The organism is Bacillus sp. TE9106W, assembly GCF_054062215.1.
The window spans coordinates 109,877-133,192 of record NZ_JBSSFA010000005.1; the positions used below are offsets into that span (position 1 = coordinate 109,877).

The following is a 23,316-nucleotide window of genomic DNA, read 5'->3' on the forward strand; positions in this document are numbered from 1 at the left end:
CAGTTAAATTTTTCTTATTGTATTTAGTAACCACATTCATCCCCATCAACATACAATTTTACAGTATCCCAATGTAATCTTTTTAAAATTGTCCATAGGAACTCCGCCCATTTTTTCGTTTTGAAGTACTTGCTTGTTTTATCTTGATGGTATGTGACAATATCCATTCTTATAAATAATCTAAGAATCTACTAAGCACTATAATCTTTCGAATGAACCTCTAATATGAAACGATTTGATGAAACTTTAATTACTATTAAATATAAGAATCCACCTACAATTGGAATGGTGTAGGCTGGGATATAATTTAATAATAGACCGGATAGTGCCATTGCTATAGGAAGCATCATTTTACCTATACTTAATCCAATGCTGAGAACCCTTCCCCTGTATTCATTGGGAACCTCATTTTGCATGAAATGAATTAAAGGAATATCAATTAGCGCTATAATAAGCCCTAAAAAGATCATAACAACACAATACGTAATAACGAATGCAAAATCATTCACTTCAAAACTTTTGAATAAAATTGGAATCCCTAAAATAATCATACAAACTGACAACATAGAACTTAGCTTTTTCAAAAGGTAAGAGTAAGAAAAACGATTAGTTATCTTTTTTACTACAATTGCACCAATTATTATCCCTACTGGAAAAGTCCCTTGAATGATACCAAATTGCTTAGAACCAAGATTGAGAACTGTATTAATGATGTATGGCAATGGAACAGTTACAGAAAATCCTAAGAAGAAATTAAACGACATTAAAATATAAAACGTATTCTTTAAGCTTTCCTTTTCAAGTAAGTAAGAAAATCCTTCTTTTATATCTTTAATAAAATGAATTCCTCTATTTGAACTTTCCTCATTTACATTACACTCGAACAGTTTAAAGTGAATAAAAAGTATCGATGTGCCTGATAAAATAAATGAAATACCGTTAATAATTATAAAAGTTTTCATATCAAAGACTGCAAAAACAATGCCCCCTAACATAGGCCCTAGAATTAAAGATATAGAATCGATAATTTTACTTATAGAGTTAAGACTCATTAGTCTCTCTTTAGAGACAATATTTGGTTTTGCGGCCTCTAATCCTATTCCAAAAAATGTTGTAAATACTGTCATAAGAAAGGTAGTAGTATAAATAATTAATAAGCTTAGTCCATAATAGCTGCTTAATATATAAACAGTTAATAATAAGCATCCACTTAGTAAATCCATACAAACAACCAGTTTCTTTTTATCAACCTTATCAGCAATTACACCGGCAAATGGATTCATAACAATCATTGGAATCGTTCCTAAAATAAGCGTAATCGCGAAATTTAAAGCCGATCCGGTTATTTGTAATACATACAATCCTAAGGCGAAACTATAAATAGAGCTACCAAATATTGATACGGTTTTTGCAATTGAATATAAACAAATATTTCTTAGTTCTTGGTTGCTTTTTTTATTTTCTATATGTAATCGTAAACTTGCCATAACTTTCCCCCCTGCCTAATTTTGTGTTACGTACATTGTAAGTTCTTGGGTCAACCCAATCGCAATATGTACGATTTGAAAAGTTTTAAGGGAAAATAAATAAAAGATGGGGTTAACCCCATCTTTTTCCGAAAAATGAATATGTATAAATTTCTTCTCCTTGAACAAAGAAATCCTCGTACTTTCCGCCTCGTTTCAAATAATTTGAAGTACTTTCATCAATGAATTGAAACTGTAGATTTTGGAGTTCTTTCTTTATTTTTGAAAGTGTAAAATTTGCTCGAAAGTTATTTGTAATTTGGCTATTTAAGCTGAAATTTTTAAATAAAATAAATAAACTTAATAAATAACAATCAGATTTAAAAAGTGGGTTTAATTCGTGAAGTAAAAAATCCTCATGCTCAAAACTATAATTGCTCGTACCAGAGTGATCAATTACAATATCTACTGACCGATTTTGAATAGGGATGTTTAAAAAATCCGCACAGATAAAGAGAATATTTCTTCTCGGATTTTTTCTCGCTAATACGTCTTTTAAAAATAAAAGTTTATTGAAATCTCTATCTACTGCGATGTATAGGCAATCTTCGGGTAGTTCTTCATAAATGCTCCTCAAAAAGAACCCAAGTCCTGATCCTATATCTAGTATTAATTTGTTATTTAAATCTAAATGTATTAGTTTCTTTTTCGCCCATTCCCCTTCTCTATGCATATTTTCCAAATATGCATTATCAGTTTCATGAATATAATCCGAAATAATATTTTCAAGTGACGTTTGCTCATTTGCTTTAAATAATTTACCAGCAGATATAATTCCTGAAGTAATAATGTATTCTTCTCCACAATTACAAATTAACTTTCCTTCAATAATTTGATTGTTATTAATAATTCCATCTTGAAGAATTAATTTTTTGCTACACTTAGAACATGTCAGTAAATGTAGTACACTTAAATCTATCCCTATAATTGAATTAGAAGTTTCATTTGTTAATAATAAATCATGTAACACTCTCTTTAATTTATCCCGTTTCTTCTCCAAAAGTTCTATTTCCTGTTCCATCTTGTCATATTTCAGTTTAAATAAAGATTGGTAAAAAGTATCTTTTTCGTAATTCATAGATTTCGCTAAATTTTTATAAAAAAATAGTTCTTTAATTTCATTCAAGCTAAATCCTAGGTCTTTGTAATGTAAAATAAGTTCTAAATCTGTTTGACAATACTCATCAAAAAAATAGTGTCCCCCCTTTTTTTCAGGAATAATGAGACTGAGATCCATATAATGTCTAATTGTATCAATACTTAAGTTATTTACTTCTCCAAACTTACCGATTTTCATAATATCCCTACCATTTAAATATTTTTTTATATAGATTTCTATTTTTATCTTTAAAAATCCTTTCCCCTTTTTTTATCAACATTATTTACGGAATGAACAAATGGTATTATTTATATTGTTGTGCCTAATAATATAACATGCAACTTTTGGTTTTATGTATGTCAAATTATGAGTATCAAAAATATTAAACCTCAATATTCACTCGGCTCCTGCTTTGTTTTTCAAGCAAAAACTGTCGCATTGAAACATCGTAGAAGAACAGAGGAGAATGCCGATGAGTTGTCCATATAAATGGTACTCTAGGCGTTTTCTTTTAATATTTTTACATTCATCAATTTCAAAAAATGATTTCCACGTTTTAAACAAAATTTCAATCTGGCAACGAAGTGAATAAAGAGGTTCATCTAATTTTCTAAAGAAAATGGAATCGTAACTTTGCCGTAAACAAAAAGAACCATAACCTTGCCAAAATGGCAAAGTTATAGTTCAAATCACAGGGTAGTACCACATGCCCATCCACTTAAGAAATTGGTAGTTCCCCAAAACGAAGAAAATTTTCGTTATGAGGATATTTTAAAATATTAGCTTGATAGCATTTACCACCTTAATTTCAAAAAAATTTTAAAAAGAGGTTATTTTTTTGAACCAAAAAGGTATATTTTTATCTATAAAAAGATTTACTTTCCTTTTTGACTACTTGCTAAATTCAGCAAGTAAAATATTTTTAAAAGGATCAGAAGGACTATAACTAGTTTCATGGCCATTCAAATTGATGGCCAATGTATGCTTGCCTCCAAGTGTGCCTCCAGCAAAAGTAGAAAACCCTGGAGAGGCACCTGCGTGTCCCCATATCGAGACACCGTTTGGAAGTTTAGTTTCATAGATTCCAAGACCATATCTGCCGATTTCAGCAATTCCTGTAGGAACTGTAGTAAGCATTTGTTTTAGTTGCTGTTCCTTCAGTAATTTGCCACTGAGTAAGTAAGAGAAGAATTTGTTTAAGTCGTCAGCAGTAGAAATCATATCTCCATCCGAGCTACCTGGGTAAGAATAAGTAACGTCTTTTAGCTCACTTTCTCCGTCATATCTTTCATATCCACGGGCATGTTTGGTACCTGGAATAACAGTTGAATTACCAGGTAGGAATGTATTCGACAATTCGAGCGGTTCAACAATCCGATTTTCAACCTCTTCCGCATAGCTGTTTCCAGTTACTTTTTCAATAAGGATACCCAGTATTACGTATCCTGTGTTTGAATAAGACCAGCCCTTACCTGGAGCAAAGTCTGGTGGAAGAGAAATTCCCATCTTTACTAATTCTTCAGCCATATACGATTTTTTTGTATCCATAATATCATAGTCTTTTGACTTTAAGTATTCAGCAATCCCACTTGTATGATTCAATATTTGCCGAATCGTAATCTGGTTAGCATCATATCCGTTTCCTTGAATAACGCCAGGCAACCATTTTTCGATGGAGTCATCTAGATTCAAGCGGTTCTCTCCAGCCAATTGAAGTAGAACTGTTGCAATGAATGTCTTCGTCGTACTGCCAATGCGAAAGCGAAAATCTGTTTTCATCGGCTTCTTGGTTCTCAGATCCGCTATCCCGGCGGCATAGCTCCAATTTTTACCACCCTTAGAAATTTGAGCGAGTATTCCAGGGTATCCAAGTTGGAGTGAATCCCGCATTGCTTTCTTAACGGAAGTACGATCTCGTTGGGTACTTGTTTGTAACGAACTAGATACATTTTGAGTGAGCTCTGCTTTTACAATTGAGGCTGGTGTTATGTATAACAGGGAACTTCCAGCTATTAAAAATGATAGACTTGCACATGTAATTTTACTGCATGTTTTCATAAAGCATCCTCTCCTTTATTTAAATTGTAAAGTTAGTTGCTTGCTGTTTCGTATTAATCACACAGCTATCATCTCCAACAATGACAAAAAAATCAGAATTAAATTCGTAATCATATTCATAATTATTATTTTTACAAAGGCTATTCTGTCTTAATAAACGGTAAATCCTTTTTCTTCCACATGTATGTTAACCCCAGAAATTACTTCTTTTCCTTGAAACACTCTTGTTACTGGTTTGTTTTTCATATATAAGTCATATCTGTTCCGCCTTTCACACCTCCTTATATTTTTATCTTACACAATGAAAATCTCTTTTTTCTTACCTATTCCTTACAAATTACTTACGTTCAAAATAGCTTCTATAATAGGACAGAAGGAGCATCTGTACCCGAAAGTTCAAAGTATTTTCCAATAAATATATTTATCAAAAAAGAAAAACAGGGGTTTTTCACTTCTATGTTTCTTTTTTTCGTTTTGGGGAACAATTAATTCTTAAGTTGATAGCGATGGGGTACAGCCACATTGCCATCAAGATAAGAAAAGCAAATACCCCCAAGATGAAAAATTAGTTGTTTTCTGTAAAAAATACACAAAATTTTCATCTTGAGGTTGTAAATTCTTAAGTTGATGGGCACATATGGTGACCCCTAATATGAAAAATAATATAAAGATTTTAATTTGATCCTATATATTCTTTATAAATTTTAAAAGTAGATTCCCTATTTTTGGTATGATAGACAGAGACTATATAATTTCTTATGGATATTCTTGAAAAGGGAGTAATGCTGTATGAAATCAATAAATGTAAATGGCAATATATATTATATTGAATCTGTTCCTTTTGAAGATAAGAGTGAGCAGGATGAAGAGGGATACTACGAATATTTTTACAAAGGAGTCAATTTATCGTTTCACTTGGACAAAGAAATAATTACAGCCCGAATCTATGACAAGGAAAAAATAATATATTTCTTAAAAAATCCATCGCTCGCTTTTGGTAAGGATTTTGAAGCGATAAAGGTATATATAATTAAAGAATTTGATGTAAATACATTCAAGATTCCAGGTGGAGAAAAAGCCTATATAGAATTATAGCCATAATCAATTTCTGTCTTTACTATGATATATTAAAAGCAAAAGGTAGGTAAGTATATGATTGATAAAGCTGAATTAAATACTCATAAATAATTGTAAAGGGATATTCTTTGTTCAGGAGGACTATATAACCGTAGCTTACAAGTGATGTAGTGCTACACCTATTCCATCTAACTTGCAACACGTTTGCGATATCCTAACTCAAATATTTTTCGTTTAGAGGGTACTTCAAAACCTTAGCTTGATGGGCATGGGGTAGCGTCAGGAAAATGCCGATTTACAACAATAAGGGAATTCCAAATTAAAAAGCCCAACTTCTCTGCAAACCAAAATAGAGAAATTGAGCTTTTTAGTTATTTCATTTATTTATTGAATTCATTAACTGGAAGAAGTATTCAGGTTTATGAGTCTTATTTAGGTTATACCATGAATGTAATGCATCTGGTGTAAATACATCTATTTTTTTCAGTACCTCCCTTGCAAATTCCAGAGGAGCTATTCCTGATGCAGTAACTAAATTCGCATCAGATACCGCAGATCCCAACTCATAGAACTTTTCTCCTTTATAGTTAGGACATACCATTTTAGTATATTCTAAGTTATTACTTGTATGCTTTCTAGTATCCAAGTATCCCATATTTGCGAGAGCATCAGTTGCACCACAAATCGCAGCAACAATAGTGCCACGCTTTAAAGCTTGGTCAATTTTTTCCAAGATAGGTTGATGAATTTCTTCACTCCAAGTAGTCCCTCCTGGTAAAATTAAAAGATCTTTACTCTCAAGAATACATTCATCAAGGGAAATATCTGGTTTTATGCTCAGTCCTCCCATAGTAGTTATCATTTCTTTATTAGCTCCTACTGTAATTACTTTTAAAGGTGCTAAATCTTTTTTGAAATATCTTCCTGAGTTTAGTTCAGCAACTAAATATCCATATTCCCAGTCTGACATTTCAACTGCTGCGGGTTGTTTTGCTGCTCAAGAACTCTCAGCTTGGATTATAAGAACTCTAATTAATGAAGAAATGGTTGAAATCGTACTAGAAACTGTTCAGCCAGTAGGCAAAGGTTTATATTTTTAATCAAGTCGAGTGATCGGTTAGTCCTCGAAACGATAAAATGAATTCTTTTGCTTAATGTAGACGTGGTGTGTCCACATTTTCAAATAAAAAACCCGCGAATTATTCACGGGTTTTCTTTTTAATAACTAATTGCTATTGTACCTTCACCTGCATGAACCGCAAATGAAATTGGTAATGGATACAGTTTGAAATCCATTTCAGGGAATGCTTGACTAATATCTGAAATCCATTCTTCAGCTCCATCTTTATCGTTAGCATGGAACATATGAAGTACTTTTGGTAATTCTTTTTCAAGCTCATTTTTAATGTATTCTCGACATTTTTGGATTTTTCGAACTTTCTTTTCAAGTAAAAGTTCTCCACCTTTTACTTCTAAGATTAAGTTAACACTCAATAAACTTCCAAGTAAAAATTGAACGCCTTTTACACGACCACTTGCATATAGACCTTTTAGACTCTTTGGAAACACATGAAAAGGTCTTCTTTTTTCATCTACTAATGTTTTGTGTATATCTTGTAAAGTCATACCATCATTGTATAACGATTTCGCTTTTCTAATTAGTTCATCCATTGGATAACTTGTTGTTTCACTATCTAGTACTGTTAAAGGGAAACCTGCCATTTCTGCAGCTAATTTCATGTTTTGATAGGTTCCACTTACTTTTCCGCTAATAGCAACTGCAAATCCCTCTTCATATTCTTCTTTGCATTTCGAAAATAATTCTACCATTTCCCCTATGTTAGGCTGTGATGTAGTGACAGTTTTACCTTCGTTTAAAGCATTATAAACGCGCTCACGCACACCTTCTTCACAATCTTTGTACGACACACCATCAATAATAACTTCAATTGGGATAACAAAGTTATCTCCTTCTGTTGTAAAACTCGCAGTTGTACTATCAGTAATCCAAGCAACACGCTTCATGTTGTTCCTCCCTTAATTCAATTCCTCTTTTCTAATTTTTCTATATATTTATGTTATGAAAAGAGAATATCCCTGTAATAGTAACAGGACTTTATTGTTTTGGCTATAGTAGATAGATGATAAATGTGAATATTTCTTGTCTTTTTCACAAATAAAAAAGAAAATCAAGAAATTTGCTCGATTTTCTTTTTATCTTACATTATTTAAAAGTTTCATTATCTAAAATCACAACATAATCATTTGTTAATCGCCCGGCTTCTTTCGTATAACTAACAAGTCTTTGTACGTTATCGCAGCTAAGTTTTGCACCCCATATAAGTAGTGGTACACCGATAAAGTCAATATGAAATCTTCTAGAAAACAGACCGCCAAAAGTCATTGGTAAAGGCACTGTTGGTGATGTATTAGAAAAAATAATCTTTTCATGACTTTGATGATGTTTTTGCAGGATCTCTCCTAAATGTTTCATCGCAGGTACAACGACTTTTGATGCGCCACATCCAATCGTATAAACCGGATTACTATTCTCATCTATTCCATGAAAAATAATTTTCCCCATATCTTCGGTTTTCAATTTATTAAAGTAATCTACATTTAATATTTCTTCTTTTGTAAGTTTACGATCTGTTGGTAATTTATTTAAATGATAAGCTGCAGCGAGTGCAGTTGAATGTGTTCCACCGAAATCCGTGTAAATGAATATCATATAATCATCCCTTGTTATAAAAGTTCAATGTTATTTAGTATTACCGTTCACAGCATTGATAAACAAGTAATGAATGTATTTACAGTTTTTGTTAATTCATTATATGTTTTTTGATTATACTATCGTCTTTTTATTACGGCATATCATGTAATAGCCATAAGCTTATTTATAAAAGTAAAAAGACGTACTTTTGACTCGTACGTCTTTTATCATCATTATTCAAAACAAATATATCTTTTAACCCGTATGAACAGTTAGTTAAAATACTTTTCAAAACAAAAACAATCATGAACTCGTTTAAATTGTTTTCTTATCTCTTCTATATTTTCACCTGTATAATGAGCAAATGTTTGAACTGGATATAACTGATCTATATTACTTTTCATTACACCTTTTATCTCGTCTGTATGATCGCTATATACGTGTAAATAGGAATCTACTTTTACAAATCCATTCTTTTCATACCAACCATGAACCCATAAATTGTCCCTAGTCCATGCTTCCAATCGATTTAGTTTACGTTCTTTCGCTAACTTTTCTGCCTCATTTAATAGTTGATTGCCAATTTTCATTCTACGAAAATCTGGATGAACTGCAATATCCCAAATCATGCCGCCAAGACCAGTTCCTCTTGAACAAACTGTACGTTCTTCTAATTCATATTCGATATCTAGTAAACCTACAATTTGATTTCCATATACAGCTACTAGTTCTATAGCCGGATGTTCATATCTTTCCTTTTCTCTAAATACATTATCGTAATAAGCTGTATCTAAAAAAGATAACACACGACAACGTATCCAACCGGTTTCATCCTCTTTTCTATACCCTCTTATTTTTATATCTATATAATCAAAAAGCCCCTTCTATTTCTGTTATTAATTTTTCGGGTCCTGCTCCTTTATTTGATGGAATAACTAATGTAATTCCTAAGTCTGGATATACGGCTGAGCGAAAACTAACGCCTGGATCATATCCCATTACATGATATTTGAATATCTTGTTTTCCCTTGTTTCAATCCATATTCCATAGCCGTAAGACTGTTTATTATTTATTTGAATATGAGGAGTTAAAAGTATTTTTGTATATTCTTGGCTTATGATTTCATAGTTAAATAACGCTTCCCAAAACTTCAGCATGTCTGGCGCAGTAATAAAAGCTCCACCATCAGAACCACCTTTTATCGGAATAGAGTAAGCGTTTGTTCTCCATGTCTGGCTAATTTCATCTTTTATATATCCGAGAGCTGTCTGTCTTGGTAATCTATCTAAAGAAAAATAGCCCGAATGATTCATACCAATTGGATTAAATATGTTTTTTTCTATATACTCCGTAAATTTAAGTCCTGTCTGTTCTTCGATTATTAATCCCAGTATGATAAAACCTGCATTGTTGTAGTGAAACTTACTTCCTGGTGCATACATCATATCTCTGTTTTGAAATAATGGTAAAAAGTCTTTTAAACTTTTTAATAAATACATAGGTGTTTGTTTCCAAAGATCTTCGAAGTTATCCATAATACTTTCATCAAAATAATCTGGAATACCCGAACTATGCGTCAAAAGGTGATGTATTGTAATATCTTCATTAAAGTTTGGAAAGTTAACACTTAAACACTCTTTTAACTTTGTTTGAAAAGTAATTACCCCACTTTCAACAAGTTGACAGATACCGATAGCTGTGAATATTTTACACCCAGAGGCAATGCCAAACCTAGTTTGTAGCGTATTGTTTATACACTCATTTCGATTTGCATAACCAAACGCCTCTTCATAGACTATGCCCTTTTTTTCTTTCACTAAAATTACTCCAGAGAAATCTATATGACGATATGTTTCTTTTACAATGTTATCTATTTGATCTTTAGTTTTCATTACAAAATCACCCTCGTTTATCAATATTGTTTTCCTTTCTTATATTTCCATATATAGGAGGGGTAACCCTCCTATTGAACATCGTAAGATTTAAATCAAAACTAAGAGAATTATTTCGAATGTATTGATTCAGAAGAATGCACTTTAGAATGTGATGGCAATAAAGTAAACACACACAAGATGATAGTAATAAATAACATTACTAAAGAACCTACAATAACCACAAGTTGTATAGAAATAAATTGAGTGGCAACTCCAAATAAAATTGTAATTAAAATGGTGATACCTGCAATAAATAATCCATATATGCTCCCAATCCGTCCCATTATATGGACAGGGACATTATTTTGATAAAAGGTATTAAACCCTGTATTTGCATATGCCATAGAGAAAGATAAAATAAAAAATCCGATAGCAGCTATTAAAAACCCATTTGAAAAAGCATAAATTATATAACCGATTGCGATGAATAATGATCCTATTCCAATTAACAATGAAGGTGTTAGTTTTTTTGATAAAATTGTATTTGTTATTGCCCCTAAAATAAATCCAGCTCCAGCAATACTAACTAAAAAGCCATATTCACTATCTGTTAACAATAAAACTTCTTTCGCAAATGACAATTCAAGTGAATCATTTGCGGCAGCTAACACCATCACCCCTTGGAATAAGAAGTACACGAAAACGATATACAAAGATTTTTTACTAAAATTTAAAACGATGTTCCAATCTTTTTTTAGTACAGCTAAAGATAATGTGTCATTTGATGTATGACTATCAGATTTTTTATCAAGATTAGGTAGCAGCAATGTAATTACTCCTGATAAGAGAAATGCTATAGCATTCATATATATAGCAAACTCTGGTGTACTTGCTATTAACAATGCTCCCGCTATCGATGGACCAATTACAGAAGCACCAGATCCTATTAAACTACGTAATGAGTTGAAACGTTGTCTTTGTTCTACTGGTATTAATTTCGTCATATACGTCATAGCAGTTGGCTCATACATTGCATTAGCCATACTAATAAAGAATACGAATATATAAACTATCCAAAGTGATGGAAGTAAAGGTAAAATAGCGATACATACCGCGCGATATATATCGAGGTGGATCATTAATTTTCGTTTATTTAAACGATCAATCATACTTCCTGACCAAGCGTTTGTAAATAAAACAGCCAATGGTTTAATTACATATAAAGTAGCAACAGCTAAAGCTGAACCGCCCATATGATAGACAAGTACATTCAGTGCTATTAAGTAAATCCATGCCCCTAAATTCGCAATACCAACTCCGGACAGTAGTAATAAAGGATATTTCCAATCTTTAAGTAAGTTTTTCATTTTTGGCCCCCGCTTTCCAAATTGTTTTAAACCAATAAAAAAATCCCACCCCCAAGACTTTTAATCTTAGGGACGAGATTTATCATCGCGGTGCCACCCTAGTTTGTTAATATGTCACCATATTAACCTTATCTGGTACTGCATTTTCATTCATGCTTATACCATAGCTCTATAACGGGAGCTCCCGTCACACCACCCTCTATTAATAGATTCCGATGCGCTGCTCAGAGGCTTGGTTCAATAAAGAATTTTTACTCCTTTTCAGCTAAATGGAGCTCTCTGTGAAAAATTCATCTTATTTACTCTTCTCTTCACTGTATTTGATTTTTTCCATATTATCACATTTTATTTTAACTGTAAATATAAAATAATCAGATATTTATGATTGCGTCATTTTTGCTTTTCGGCCAATTCGGCATACGAAACGCATTAGCTTTTTATGAAAATAAGGAAAAACAATGAAGAATACGTCCATTGTTTTTTTAAACGGCATTGGACATATCACTATTTATGTAAGTTTTTTTGTTTTAGTAACTGTTAAAAATCTTATTTATTATTTTTTCTAAAAATTACGGTGCGTGAAATTACTTAAACCATGAAAAAAAGAGTCTATTATATATAGACCCTTCACATATCCTAATTAATTTGTATTTGCCTCTGCTAATGGTTGTAACGGTGGCTCTAATTCTAGTTCTAATACATCGCCTTCTTGTATAGCTTGTCCTTTTTTGATACTTTGACTTGTTACATATCCCGTACCTGAAGTTTTTAAATCTAATTTTAATAATTTGGAAAAATACATCACATCACGCATGGACCAACCTTGTAAATTGGGCATTGTAGCGTTGTTTCCTAATAAAAATATTCGATCTCCTTCACTCATTACTTCGCCAGACTGCGGATATTGTTTTATTATTTTTCCTTCTCCTAAAGTTATTGGTTGGAGCTTCTCTTTTTTTACATTATTCTCTACCGTACCCATTGATTGATTCACATAGTTTTGTACTTTTAATTGGGATCTTTTCGTTGCATCGGCCATTTGTTTTTCTGTGTATGGTCTCACCTTTAAATATTCAAGGCTATTTTTCACAACTGGTTTAAATATTTCTGCAAGCGGCTGAGCTCCATACTCGTCTCCCTTTAACTTTGGTTGTTTAATTGCCAAGTATACAATTAACTCCGGGTCATCAATCGGGGCCATACCTAAAAATGAAAAAATATAATTTTCTTTTCCTTCCATGTATCGTCCATTTTCAGGATTCGGAATTTGAGCTGTTCCTGTCTTACCTCCTATTGGATAACCATCCACTTTATACATTGTACCAGTACCTTTTGAAGACGTAATAACACGTTCCATTAAGTCTCTTACCTTGTCCGCTGTCTCTTTTTTTATCGGATTCCCAATTTCTTTCGGTTGATTTTCCATAATAACTTGTTTGTTTGTTGGATTTACAACTTTGTCAACGATATATGGTTGCATCATTTTCCCGTCATTTGCTATAGCAGTAGCGGCTTGGATTAATTGAATTGGAGTTACTGTAGAACCTTGTCCGAAAGAAGTTGTTACTTGTTGAATTTGTGTATTTAATAGTAAAGTATTTTTACTTTCACCAGGTAAATCTATTCCAGTTTTTTGATTGAAACCAAATTTGTTCATATATTGCTTAAATTTATTTGGTTTTAATAACTGATCTTCTAAAATAGAAAAAGCTACGTTTGATGATCTTTCAAAACCTTCATCAAATGTAATAGATCCCCATCCAAATCCACCATTATGATCTTTTATATCAGATGAACCAACTGCATATTTTCCGGATTGGAAATATTCTTTTCCGTTATATACCCCTTCATTAATTGCTGCAGCTAACGTAAATACTTTCATCGTTGAACCTGGTTCATATGCATTGGCGATTGGATCATTTAAAAAGTATTCAATATCCCCTTTATTAGGGTTAAAACTAGGTTTACTAGACATAGCTAACACTTTCCCCGTCTTTGGATCCGCTATGATACCTAATAACATAGAAGGATCATAGTGATCTTGCGCCTTATTCATCGCTTCTTCTAAAAAACTATTAATTTGTTTATCAAGCGTAAGATATACGTTATTTCCATGTTTAGCAGGTTCTATTTTTCCTATATCATTTGTAAGCGGGATACCTCCTCGCCCTCCCACATACTCTATATTCCCGTTTGTCGAGCGCAAATATTTATCCAAACTTTTTTCAAGTCCAAATTTCCCTTCTGTATTTCCTTTATCGTCTGGTCTAGCAAAACCAAGTATATAAGATGCAAAATCTTCATTCGGATACACCCTTGCTTTCTCAGGCATAAAAGATACACCCGGGATTTTTAACTTTCTAATTTGTTCTTTCTTTTCTCTCGTTAAATTTCGACCAACTTTTCCGATTTCAACTTGCGTACGCCCTTCATGGAAATTCTTTAACACATCTTCTTTATTAATTTCAAGCGCATCAGCTAATTGCGCTGCGGTTTCATCTTTATTTTTCAATTTGCCATTACCTTTCAAATTCACAACAACACGATACGTTGTGGAATCTTGAACTAACACTTTTCCAGCTTGATCATATATTGTGCCACGATTTGCTTCCAAAATACCATTTTTATTATGTTGTTCAGTTGCAAGATCCTTTACATTCACATTATGCACGACCCCTACTGCTTGAATATAGAAAAAACGCAAAAGCATAATAAGAAACAAAACAATAAAAGCAATCATAAAATAGCGCGCGCCTTTATTCGTTTGAAGTTTATGCATATTTCGCTCCTTTCTTTTTTAATTGATACATGCAAAGATGCGCTTTAAAATATGTAATTTTTACCTTCAATACTATATGTTTCGAAGTTCTCGTATGAATTCCTTTAAAACAATGTGAAACTAGTGATAGTTATTGTCAGTTTATTTAAATACTTAAAATACAGTACGTGAAATTTAAGAATATTCATTCTTTTTTTGCATAACACTCAAATTGTTATTGCAAGTAATTTATTCACTTGTATACAACAAAAAATCCTCCTCTGAATTTCCAAAGGAGGATTTTTTTATTCCATACGTAGAGCGATATTACCGAATTGTTCTCCCTGCTCCATACGGCTCAACGCTTGAATTGCTTCTTCCAACGAATAAACTTTATCTATAATTGGTTTAATCTTATATTTCTCTATAAACCTAATCATTTCATTAAATTCCTCACGGCTACCCATAGATGTTCCCATAATATCAATTTGGTTATAAAATAACGCTCTTAAAGGTAATTCTATTTTATCTCCTGAACTTGCACCAAAATTAACAATTCTCCCATTTGGGTTTAATACATCAAAGTATTTTATGAATGTTGCTGGACCTATACTATCAATTATTAAATCTACTTTTCCTCCGCATAAACTCTCTTCCCAATTTCCAGAACTATTAAAAGAAAAATCTGCGCCATATGTTTCGGCAAATTTTCTTTTGTTCTCTACCCTTGAAGTAACACTTACTTTTGCGCCAATTGCTTTCGCAAATAACATGGCAAATGTCGCTACACCGCCGCCTATCCCCGGAATTAAAACATGTTCTCCACACTTCAATCTACCCTTTGTAAAAAGCGCTCTATATGCAGTCAGTGCCGATAAAGCCAACACGCCAGACTCTTCCCAAGTAAGATATGACGGTTTTCCCACTACATTTTCAGCGGGCACTATTACATATTCAGTAAACGTTCCATCTTTTGGTCCCCCTAACACCTCAGGTAACTCTGGTACTTCGGCAATATTCTCCCATCCAATACTAGGATTAATAATAACCTCGGCTTGTAATAAATCAGCTGAAACACCTTCTCCTATTTCTATAACAATACCTGCACCATCTGACCCTATTACTAACGGTAGTTCCATTTCTTTTCTATTGTTTATAATAAATAAATCCCTATGATTTAATCCTGCTGCTTTTAACTTTACTTTTACTTCACCGGCATTAGGATGTGTTTCAGATAAAAATTTATATTGTAATCCCTCTACCCCTTTTTTATATTGATGTACAATTGCTTTCATTGCTTAATTCCCCCTTAATATTTTCAATGTACTAGAAATATCGAAATAAATAAACTGATCTGTCTCCAATAATTAGAAATAATGTATAACGCTATGATAAAATAAAAACTCCCCTCCTAGAAATAACGTAGAAAGGGAGTTTTTAAATTTTTCAGATAATAATCTGTAATTTTAAATTTTTGGGGTTTTGGTCAATTCTAATATATTTTGAATAAACGGGGCTTTTGCACTTGTATATGAAACTCGATCAAAAGGATATGTAGCTGCAAGTTTCTCTTTTAATTCTCTATATTCATTACGTGCCCACTCATGTTTCGTTAGAAAGTCTCGAAATAAAAGATTGTTTTTCCATTCGTCACTATTATAAATATAAACGTGCAAATGATGGGTACCCGCTCTCCATTTTCCCTTTCTAAAAAAACGCCAATTAGATGTTTCTTTTGGAACATACTCATATCCAATTTTTAATAGATCATCAATCCACTTTTCGATAATTTGCAAATCTGTTACCCCAATCATCATATCAATTAAAGGTTTCGCTCCTAGCCCTTCTACAGATGTGCTCCCTATATGTTCAATAGCAATACAATCTTCCCCGAATAAAGAAATAAATTTCTCTTTTTCTATTAAATACTCTTCGTGCCACTCTTTTTCATATGGTTTAATAACGATTTGTTGTTCCATTTTATCCACCTTCTTATAATTATTTATTACTATATTTACAAAATTTCATGTGATTCACATAGGATTTTTACAAAATGTGTCGAATACTGAAAGATATAACTTAATTATAATAAATGCGAGGTATAATATGAAAGATATTCCAGTTGAAATTCAGTTGAATCAAGTTACATTCCAGTTAAAAGAACATCATAATTTTGATTGGCTATTGAAATTAGGAAACGTATTTGCGGTTTTTGACCAACAAGATTCAGGTAACCTATCTTTCGGTGTAGAAAGAGACGGACATAAGAAATTTATTAAATATGCAGGGGCACGAACAATTGCATATGAAGGAACAATGAAAGACGCTATTGAACGGTTAAAAAGTTCAGTTTCCCTATACGAGGAATTAATGCATGACTCACTTATAAAACTAATCGATCATTTTCCAGTTCAATCTGGATATGTATTAATTTTTGATTGGTTTGATGGTGAATGTCTTCATTCGCATTGGAGTTTCCCGCCTCCTGACAAATATAAAAATCCAAACTCTCCATTTTATAAATTTAAGCATTTACCTGTTATAAAACGGATTCAATCTTTAAATTCCATTTTTTCTTTCCATACATATGTCGAAAAGAAAAACTACGTAGCGATAGATTTTTATGACGGTAGTATTTTATATGATTTTCACACAAATGAGACAAAGATTTGTGATATTGATTTATATTCTAAAAAACCATTTGTGAATAGAATGGGAAGATTATGGGGTTCCTCGCGTTTTATGTCTCCTGAAGAATTTGAGCTAAACGCTATAATTGATTCGAGAACAAATGTATTTAATATGGGAGCAATGGCTTTCGCAATTTTAGGTGGTGGAAAAGAGCGCTCCTTTACAGAATGGGAAGCAAGTAGGGATTTATATGAAATAGCGTATCGCGCAGTAAATGAAAACCGAACCGAACGATATGCATCAGTTAAAGAATTTTATGAAGAGTGGGTAAGCGTGTCAAATACTAAAAAGATATAAACCTATATTATTCAAACAAATATATAGTTTATACTATTATCATGATAATATATATGAAAAGGAAATAAAAATAACGAGGCAGATATTATGAACTTTGTGTATATCAATCAACACGTGTTAAATAACCTTTTATACATTTTAAGTAGTATATTTATTTTTTATTTTATATATGATAGCGGGCACTATTTGAAGAAATATAAAAAACTACTTATTATACTTTGTACGAGTATCCCTCTTATTTTATGTATGCGTTATCCTATCTATATGGATGAAAGTTGTATTCATGATTTAAGACAAATACCGGTTATAATAGGTACGCTTTATGGTGGCTTTCCTGTCGGTATAACATTGTTTGCTATTTTATTAATTACAAGATTTTCATTTTATGGATTTAGTATGTTAACAATAGTAGTTTATGGCACCATGTTTATCATTACAGCATTCGCATCCGCAAAATTTAATACGTATAATAGAAAAATTAAAGTAACTTATGCAATGTTTTTAACATTTTTCTTAGCAATATTTACAACTGTAATTGTATTAACTTTATCAGATTTTGAAGTGAATAATTTGTACATCATTTATTTCATAATATTACCAACTATTTTAATGTTGTTTGTAGTTTATTTTAATGAAGTTTTAAAAGATGCAGTATGTATGCGATCGAAGTTAATTAAAATGGAAAAAATGGAGATTGTTAGCCAACTCGCTGCTAGTATATCGCACGAAGTAAGAAATCCCTTAACTGTCGTAAAAGGATTTACACAACTTTTAAAAACACCAAATTTAACTCCAGAATCAAGAGACGAGTATATTAAGCATATACTGGAAGAATTACATCATGCCCAAGGGATTATTGATGATTATTTAACGTTTGCTAAACCTGCTTCAGAAAAGTTAGATGAGATTTCAGTAGAACAAGAGTTAAATCGAGTTATTAATATGATCTTACCTTTATGTAATATGAATACAATACATATTACAAAAGATTTCTCTACGGCAACAATAGTTGGTAATAAACAGCACTTTCAGCAATGTTTTTTAAACTTATTAAAAAATGGTATTGAAGCAATGCCTAATGGCGGTACTTTAAATATCTCCTCTTCTATTAGTAATAATAAAGTTATCATACGAATTGAAGATAGCGGAATTGGTATGTCACAAGAGCAAATAAATCGATTTGGCGAACCGTATTTTAGTACAAAAACGAAAGGTACAGGTTTAGGTACAATGGTTGCTGTGAAAATCATTGAAACGATGCAAGGTAGTTTAAAAATCCGAAGCGTTATTAATAAAGGAACTACTTTGACAATTACATTCCCGAAATGTAATAAAAACTCATCTAACAACAAATAAAAAAGGAGCATAATTGCTCCTTTTTTATTTGTTTCGATACATAAGTATCTTCTATGTTTTTTTAGTTTACATTTGTGGAGACTAATTAGAAATTAGTACCCTCCGCCCCAGCAGCTGCATCCAACGATAATTAATAAAATAAATAACACAACTAATAAAGCGAAACCTCCACCAAAACCACAAGAACCACCGTAACTCATATTTTCTCCTCCTTTTGGTTTGAAAACTAATAGGTAGTTGATCATTTTAACTGGTTCGTATTATACAGTATGTAAATATCCCTTTTTTGAGCATGTCTATATAAAAATAAGTAAAAGCACTCATTTGAGAGTGCTTTAAAATGGATACCAGAAATTTTGAAATACATGTAACTTTAAATATACTGCAGCAATTAAAATAAAAACACCTATAAATAAAGCAATGAAATCCCCGCTGTTCGCTTTATTTGTATAAAACCACGTACGTGTATTCTTCTTTCCAAATCCTCTTAAATCCATTGCATTTGAAACTGTATCGATTCTCTCTAGAGAATGAATAATTAAAGGCCAAAAAATTAAGATACGGTTTTTCATACGAATCCATAAACTTGCTTCTCCTTTTTCAAAAGCTACTCCTCTCGCCTCTTGGGCATGTTTAATAACTTTATATTCAGATTGAATATCAGGTATATAACGTAATGCAATATTTATTGCATAAATAATCTTATAATGAACTCGAAATTTACTTAAGCTACTCACAAATTCGCTTGGATTAGTCGTATAAATTAAAATAAGTGTAAATGGTAATAACGTAAAATACTTTAACGAAAGTGTAGCTGTATAAAATAATGTTTCGTATGTAATTGTTGCATATCCAATATACATAAATGAAGTATACGATCCGGTTAATTCAGATCCATGGATTGGTGTAATAAATAAAATCATGACAGAATTTAATAAACTAAATGTAAATATAACACTAAAAACAATAAAAATTTTACGAAATGGAATTTTAGCAACTACAAGTCCGATACATCCAATGAAAAATAAAAATAACAATACGCGAAAATCAAAAAATAAAAAAGTAAGCGTCATACAAAAAATAAATAAGAACAATTTCACTGCTCCATCCATGCGATGAAAATATGTATTATACACCTTCCTCCCTCCTAATATCATCAAAATAAAGTTCCATAAATTTTTCAGGGTTTGCAATACCACTAAATTTAACGAGTTTGAATAAAGAGCTCTCCTTTAAGTTCGCTCTTTGTAACGTTTCTGGATGTCCTAATACAATGGACGCGGTATGATTCGCAATAATTCTCCCTTCGTGTAAAACTATTGCCCTGTCTGCATATTCCAATGCGAGATTCATATCGTGTGTGATAAAAATAAACGATATTCCCTTTTTAGCTAATTTTCTAATAAACGACATAAACTGTTTATAATGATAATAATCTTGTCCCGCTGTCGGTTCATCTAATATGATAAGTTTTGGATTTGCTGTTAGTACAGATGCAATCGTTAATCTCTTTTTTTGTCCATAACTTAACGCCTGAATTGGCCAATTTCGAAATGGATACAAACCACAAATTTTTAACGCTTCCTCCGCTCTAAACTTAATTTCTTCCTTTGAAACCTTTTTTAATTTTAATGTGAATGAAACCTCTTCTATAACAGTAGGTTGTGCAATCATATGATTTGGATTTTGCATGACATAAGATATAATCTCACCGCGTTTACGTATAGACCAAGAATTGATATTTACTCCATCAATTAAAATCCTGCTATTTTTTGTTTTGTTTATTCCTATAAGACTATGAGCTAATGTTGATTTTCCAGCTCCGTTATGGCCCAAAAGTGCTACAATTTCTCCTTCATATATGGATAAATTTACATTCTCTAATACTTTTTGTTTATTAGGATATGAAAATGATAAATTCTCTACTTTCAATAATTCTATTTTTGTAGGAGTATCTTTACAAAAAGCTTTTTTCTCCATCCACTCTTTTATTACGCCACTAATACTTTCCTTATGAAGATTTTCAAGTGGATATATTACGTCATTATTACTATCAAAATGTAATCTTTTTAATCCTTCTATGTACATAGGTTCTCTTAATCCGATTGAGGGTAATATATTTGACGCTAAAATTCTTTCTGGTGTGTCGATCGCAACAATTTCCCCTTCATCAATTAAAATGATCTTATCTAAATCCAGATTTAACATTTCTTCTATTCGATGTTCAATAATTACAATTGTTTTATTATATTGCTTATGTATATTTTTAATAAGTTCAATTGTATGTAAGCTGCTAGCTGGATCTAAATTTGCTAACGGTTCATCGAACAATAATATAGGAGCATTTGTTGTTAACAAACCCGCTAAAGAAACAGTTTGTTTTTGCCCTCCAGATAATTCATGCGGACTTTGTTTATGAAAAGTATGCATCCCTACCTTTTTTAATGACTCCGAGACAATCTTTTTCATTTCATCCTGATTTACACATTCATTTTCTAAATAAAAGGCTACATCTTCTTCTACTGTAAGACCAATAAATTGTGCATCTTGATCTTGCAAAATTGTGCCTACATGTTTACTCAGTTCAAAAACACTCTTTTTCCTCGGGTCTTTTCCAGCAATTGAAATATTACCAGTACTAGTCCCTTCATAAGAAAATGGGATTAGCCCATTCATACAATGAGCTAACGTTGATTTCCCTGAACCACTTCGTCCAGCAATTAGCACTTTTTCCCCAGGATATATATGAAATGTAATGTCTTTAACAGTAGGCTGCGCTGCATGCTTATATTGAAAGTTGAATTGTTCAAAAGAAATAATTGGTTGCATTTTAATATCCCTACTTTTCAATTTTTAAATGTGTATGTTTCTTATTCGATTTAGCTAGGCCTATTGTAATTGGCAATCCAAGAACTAAAAATACAATAACGTCAGCAATTGTTGCTCCTAATACTTGTATAACAATTTTGTCAAACGGTTCTCCCATTACAATAATATCGAATGCCCCAGCAAATATAATAGCAATGACAATTCCAATTAAGCCAGTAATGGCTAAATAAGAAATATCTCCCTTATTATATGTCCCGTTTTTCACACTAAAGCCAACTCTTTTTTGAATGAACCCCATCGCAAAGCCAATAATGCCTGAACTAATAACCCATCCCCACCAAATACCCCAGCCGGCGATTGTATCTGTAACGGTATGACCAATAAGTCCTATTAACAGCCCTGCTACTGGACCAAATAAAGCTCCAAAAACAGTTAAAATAGCTAATGCAGGTTTAATAAATGTATTTGGTGCAATAGAAAATCCCCAAAGTCCTAATATCCCGTATAATGCTGATCCAATTCCGATTGCTACTACTAATTTTGTTGATAATTTGTTCATTATAATTCCCCTCTCTTAATAGTCAACTTTTATTACTCTATATTTATTTTGAAAATGAATTATGCATCGACACTCCCTTTCTATACAACAAAAAATGACCTCTTACATAAGAGGTCATTTTCTTTCACGTTCAAGAATCCTCTTATCTTCCAAAAAACACATCGTGTTCTCTGCGGAATTAGCACCTTCCTATAATTTACATAGGGGTTGCTGAGGTTTCATAGGGCCGTTCCCTCCACCTCTCTGGATAAGTATTAATTTGTAATTCGTATTATGGCATTAAGAAGTATAAATTTCAACACTTTTCTAATTATTTTTATTTTTTGTTCAACGGTACATTTAAATCATTGTATTCTTATCGGCATTGTGAAATAATAAATTTAAAATAGTTACGGGAGGCATGTACGATGAAAGTAATTGGTTTAATTGGCGGACTAAGTTGGGAATCTACATCATTATATTATAAACATATTAATACACTTACACTCTCTCAATATGATCAAAATGCAAAGCTTGTTTTATATAGCATGGACTTTGGTGAAGTAACTACTTTATTACAAAATCATCAATATGAAGAAGTGAAAAATGCATTAGTCACAGTTGCAAAAAAAGTTGAAAAATCTGGAGCTGACTGTTTATTAATGTGTTCTAATACTGTCCATTTATTTGCTGAAGAGGTAGAAAGTGCAATATCCATCCCGCTTCTTCATATTGGTGATGTAAGTGCTAAAGAAATGGTAGAACAGAATATTAAGCGTATCGGACTATTGGGTACGAAACAAACGATGGAACAAAACTTCTATAAATCACGACTAGCAAACTATAACATTGAGACAATCATCCCAAATGAAGAGGACAGAAATTTTATTCATCATGTAATTTTAAATGAATTAAGTAAAGGGATTATTTCAGAAACATCAAAAGAAAAGCTATTACAAATTACAAAATCATTAATTCAAAATGGCGCAGAAGGTATACTACTAGGCTGCACCGAAATACCACTGCTTATTTCCAAAAACGATCTTACTGTTCCTGTGTTTGATACTGCTTTTTTACATGCAAATACTGCTGTGCAGTTTGCAGGATAATCATATAAAAGCATAAAGGTTGA

Annotated in this window: 20 protein-coding genes, 3 pseudogenes, 1 riboswitch and 1 other annotated feature; of the genes and pseudogenes, 5 read left to right on the forward strand and 18 right to left on the reverse strand. The window is 32.0% G+C overall.

Annotated features, from left to right (window positions below; all coding sequences use genetic code 11):
* Positions 1-191: 191 nt before the first annotated feature.
* The 4 genes and pseudogenes from ACVWY7_RS11830 to ACVWY7_RS11845 form a co-directional block, all read right to left on the reverse strand.
* Positions 192-1,487: an MFS transporter gene (locus tag ACVWY7_RS11830; protein ID WP_000157719.1), complete on the reverse strand. Its 1,296-nt coding sequence runs from the start codon at positions 1,485-1,487 to the stop codon at positions 192-194.
* A 112-nt stretch (positions 1,488-1,599) separates the two neighbouring features.
* Positions 1,600-2,823 (reverse strand): methyltransferase domain-containing protein, encoded by a 1,224-nt coding sequence (locus ACVWY7_RS11835; protein WP_000690090.1) that lies wholly within the window; start codon positions 2,821-2,823, stop codon positions 1,600-1,602.
* Between the two features lie 194 nt (positions 2,824-3,017).
* Positions 3,018-3,216, reverse strand: a pseudogene (locus ACVWY7_RS11840) (IS4 family transposase); the annotation flags it as partial.
* A 300-nt stretch (positions 3,217-3,516) separates the two neighbouring features.
* On the reverse strand, positions 3,517-4,683 hold the full coding sequence (locus tag ACVWY7_RS11845) for a serine hydrolase domain-containing protein (protein ID WP_000845162.1): 1,167 nt from the start codon (positions 4,681-4,683) through the stop codon (positions 3,517-3,519).
* 789 nt (positions 4,684-5,472) lie between these two features.
* On the opposite strand from ACVWY7_RS11845, the gene ACVWY7_RS11850 reads away from it, so the two are divergent.
* Positions 5,473-5,778 (forward strand): hypothetical protein, encoded by a 306-nt coding sequence (locus tag ACVWY7_RS11850; protein ID WP_000836242.1) that lies wholly within the window; start codon positions 5,473-5,475, stop codon positions 5,776-5,778.
* Between the two features lie 358 nt (positions 5,779-6,136).
* Here the strand turns inward: ACVWY7_RS11850 and ACVWY7_RS11855 are convergent, their stop codons facing one another.
* Positions 6,137-6,730, reverse strand: a complete 594-nt coding sequence (locus ACVWY7_RS11855; RefSeq protein ID WP_033682469.1) for a type 1 glutamine amidotransferase family protein — start codon at positions 6,728-6,730, stop codon at positions 6,137-6,139.
* On the opposite strand from ACVWY7_RS11855, the pseudogene ACVWY7_RS11860 reads away from it, so the two are divergent.
* Positions 6,726-6,860 (forward strand): annotated as a pseudogene (locus tag ACVWY7_RS11860) (DJ-1/PfpI family protein); the annotation flags it as partial. The gene ACVWY7_RS11855 and the pseudogene ACVWY7_RS11860 overlap by 5 nt on opposite strands.
* 118 nt (positions 6,861-6,978) lie before the next feature.
* Here ACVWY7_RS11860 and ACVWY7_RS11865 read toward each other — a convergent pair.
* The 9 genes and pseudogenes from ACVWY7_RS11865 to ACVWY7_RS11905 all read right to left on the reverse strand — a co-directional run bounded on the left by ACVWY7_RS11865 (position 6,979) and on the right by ACVWY7_RS11905 (position 16,452).
* Entirely contained in the window at positions 6,979-7,785 is an 807-nt protein-coding gene (locus ACVWY7_RS11865; RefSeq protein WP_073523801.1) for a DegV family protein, read from the reverse strand.
* 199 nt (positions 7,786-7,984) lie between these two features.
* Complete coding sequence (locus ACVWY7_RS11870; protein ID WP_000576327.1) at positions 7,985-8,491, reverse strand: DUF3189 family protein; 507 nt, start codon at positions 8,489-8,491, stop codon at positions 7,985-7,987.
* Positions 8,492-8,745: 254 nt separating this feature from the next.
* Positions 8,746-9,339, reverse strand: a complete 594-nt coding sequence (locus tag ACVWY7_RS11875) for a GNAT family N-acetyltransferase (RefSeq protein WP_033682471.1) — start codon at positions 9,337-9,339, stop codon at positions 8,746-8,748.
* 4 nt (positions 9,340-9,343) lie between these two features.
* Positions 9,344-10,366 carry a serine hydrolase domain-containing protein gene (locus tag ACVWY7_RS11880; protein ID WP_000849932.1) on the reverse strand — a complete coding sequence of 341 codons (1,023 nt, stop codon included), beginning with the start codon at positions 10,364-10,366 and terminating at the stop codon, positions 9,344-9,346.
* 110 nt (positions 10,367-10,476) lie between these two features.
* Complete coding sequence (locus ACVWY7_RS11885) at positions 10,477-11,715, reverse strand: MFS transporter (protein WP_000793331.1); 1,239 nt, start codon at positions 11,713-11,715, stop codon at positions 10,477-10,479.
* Positions 11,716-11,780: 65 nt separating this feature from the next.
* Positions 11,781-12,039 (reverse strand) — a binding site (T-box leader).
* Between the two features lie 55 nt (positions 12,040-12,094).
* Positions 12,095-12,223 (reverse strand): annotated as a pseudogene (locus ACVWY7_RS11890) (oxidoreductase); the annotation flags it as partial.
* A gap of 132 nt (positions 12,224-12,355) precedes the next feature.
* Positions 12,356-14,494 carry a penicillin-binding protein gene (locus ACVWY7_RS11895; RefSeq protein ID WP_000549349.1) on the reverse strand — a complete coding sequence of 713 codons (2,139 nt, stop codon included), beginning with the start codon at positions 14,492-14,494 and terminating at the stop codon, positions 12,356-12,358.
* Positions 14,495-14,778: 284 nt separating this feature from the next.
* Entirely contained in the window at positions 14,779-15,768 is a 990-nt protein-coding gene (locus tag ACVWY7_RS11900; RefSeq protein ID WP_000644545.1) for a zinc-binding dehydrogenase, read from the reverse strand.
* Positions 15,769-15,939: 171 nt separating this feature from the next.
* Positions 15,940-16,452 carry a GrpB family protein gene (locus ACVWY7_RS11905; protein ID WP_073523806.1) on the reverse strand — a complete coding sequence of 171 codons (513 nt, stop codon included), beginning with the start codon at positions 16,450-16,452 and terminating at the stop codon, positions 15,940-15,942.
* 127 nt (positions 16,453-16,579) lie between these two features.
* Between ACVWY7_RS11905 and ACVWY7_RS11910 the strand changes: the two genes are divergently transcribed.
* Entirely contained in the window at positions 16,580-17,461 is an 882-nt protein-coding gene (locus ACVWY7_RS11910; protein ID WP_001990677.1) for a serine/threonine protein kinase, read from the forward strand.
* Between the two features lie 87 nt (positions 17,462-17,548).
* Positions 17,549-18,817, forward strand: coding sequence for a sensor histidine kinase (locus ACVWY7_RS11915; RefSeq protein ID WP_073523808.1), 1,269 nt, complete (start codon positions 17,549-17,551; stop codon positions 18,815-18,817).
* A gap of 92 nt (positions 18,818-18,909) precedes the next feature.
* Here the strand turns inward: ACVWY7_RS11915 and ACVWY7_RS11920 are convergent, their stop codons facing one another.
* The 4 genes from ACVWY7_RS11920 to ACVWY7_RS11935 form a co-directional block, all read right to left on the reverse strand.
* Complete coding sequence (locus ACVWY7_RS11920) at positions 18,910-19,017, reverse strand: YjcZ family sporulation protein (RefSeq protein ID WP_000120182.1); 108 nt, start codon at positions 19,015-19,017, stop codon at positions 18,910-18,912.
* 135 nt (positions 19,018-19,152) lie between these two features.
* Positions 19,153-19,953: an energy-coupling factor transporter transmembrane component T family protein gene (locus ACVWY7_RS11925; RefSeq protein ID WP_000282897.1), complete on the reverse strand. Its 801-nt coding sequence runs from the start codon at positions 19,951-19,953 to the stop codon at positions 19,153-19,155.
* On the reverse strand, positions 19,946-21,646 hold the full coding sequence (locus ACVWY7_RS11930; protein WP_001182482.1) for an ABC transporter ATP-binding protein: 1,701 nt from the start codon (positions 21,644-21,646) through the stop codon (positions 19,946-19,948). Before ACVWY7_RS11930 ends, ACVWY7_RS11925 begins: the two co-directional genes overlap by 8 nt.
* A 10-nt stretch (positions 21,647-21,656) precedes the next feature.
* The gene (locus ACVWY7_RS11935) at positions 21,657-22,205 is read right to left on the reverse strand and encodes an ECF-type riboflavin transporter substrate-binding protein (protein WP_001038222.1); all 549 of its coding nucleotides are present in this window, start codon (positions 22,203-22,205) and stop codon (positions 21,657-21,659) included.
* Positions 22,206-22,344: 139 nt separating this feature from the next.
* Positions 22,345-22,459, reverse strand: a riboswitch (SAM riboswitch).
* 153 nt (positions 22,460-22,612) lie between these two features.
* On the opposite strand from ACVWY7_RS11935, the gene ACVWY7_RS11940 reads away from it, so the two are divergent.
* Positions 22,613-23,293: an aspartate/glutamate racemase family protein gene (locus ACVWY7_RS11940; RefSeq protein WP_105989523.1), complete on the forward strand. Its 681-nt coding sequence runs from the start codon at positions 22,613-22,615 to the stop codon at positions 23,291-23,293.
* Positions 23,294-23,316: the final 23 nt, after the last annotated feature.

What these genes read in the sequence shown, in the direction of transcription:
- ACVWY7_RS11885 (WP_000793331.1), bottom strand. Translation starts at nt 11,715, where the DNA reads ATGAAAAACTTACTTAAAGATTGGAAATATCCTTTATTACTACTGTCC.
- ACVWY7_RS11920 (WP_000120182.1), bottom strand. Translation starts at nt 19,017, where the DNA reads ATGAGTTACGGTGGTTCTTGTGGTTTTGGTGGAGGTTTCGCTTTATTA.
- ACVWY7_RS11915 (WP_073523808.1), top strand. Translation starts at nt 17,549, where the DNA reads ATGAACTTTGTGTATATCAATCAACACGTGTTAAATAACCTTTTATAC.
- ACVWY7_RS11880 (WP_000849932.1), bottom strand. Translation starts at nt 10,366, where the DNA reads ATGAAAACTAAAGATCAAATAGATAACATTGTAAAAGAAACATATCGT.
- ACVWY7_RS11900 (WP_000644545.1), bottom strand. Translation starts at nt 15,768, where the DNA reads ATGAAAGCAATTGTACATCAATATAAAAAAGGGGTAGAGGGATTACAA.
- ACVWY7_RS11835 (WP_000690090.1), bottom strand. Translation starts at nt 2,823, where the DNA reads ATGAAAATCGGTAAGTTTGGAGAAGTAAATAACTTAAGTATTGATACA.
- ACVWY7_RS11850 (WP_000836242.1), top strand. Translation starts at nt 5,473, where the DNA reads ATGAAATCAATAAATGTAAATGGCAATATATATTATATTGAATCTGTT.
- ACVWY7_RS11905 (WP_073523806.1), bottom strand. Translation starts at nt 16,452, where the DNA reads ATGGAACAACAAATCGTTATTAAACCATATGAAAAAGAGTGGCACGAA.
- ACVWY7_RS11865 (WP_073523801.1), bottom strand. Translation starts at nt 7,785, where the DNA reads ATGAAGCGTGTTGCTTGGATTACTGATAGTACAACTGCGAGTTTTACA.
- ACVWY7_RS11855 (WP_033682469.1), bottom strand. Translation starts at nt 6,730, where the DNA reads ATGTCAGACTGGGAATATGGATATTTAGTTGCTGAACTAAACTCAGGA.
- ACVWY7_RS11940 (WP_105989523.1), top strand. Translation starts at nt 22,613, where the DNA reads ATGAAAGTAATTGGTTTAATTGGCGGACTAAGTTGGGAATCTACATCA.
- ACVWY7_RS11870 (WP_000576327.1), bottom strand. Translation starts at nt 8,491, where the DNA reads ATGATATTCATTTACACGGATTTCGGTGGAACACATTCAACTGCACTC.
- ACVWY7_RS11930 (WP_001182482.1), bottom strand. Translation starts at nt 21,646, where the DNA reads ATGCAACCAATTATTTCTTTTGAACAATTCAACTTTCAATATAAGCAT.
- ACVWY7_RS11935 (WP_001038222.1), bottom strand. Translation starts at nt 22,205, where the DNA reads ATGAACAAATTATCAACAAAATTAGTAGTAGCAATCGGAATTGGATCA.
- ACVWY7_RS11895 (WP_000549349.1), bottom strand. Translation starts at nt 14,494, where the DNA reads ATGCATAAACTTCAAACGAATAAAGGCGCGCGCTATTTTATGATTGCT.
- ACVWY7_RS11845 (WP_000845162.1), bottom strand. Translation starts at nt 4,683, where the DNA reads ATGAAAACATGCAGTAAAATTACATGTGCAAGTCTATCATTTTTAATA.
- ACVWY7_RS11830 (WP_000157719.1), bottom strand. Translation starts at nt 1,487, where the DNA reads ATGGCAAGTTTACGATTACATATAGAAAATAAAAAAAGCAACCAAGAA.
- ACVWY7_RS11910 (WP_001990677.1), top strand. Translation starts at nt 16,580, where the DNA reads ATGAAAGATATTCCAGTTGAAATTCAGTTGAATCAAGTTACATTCCAG.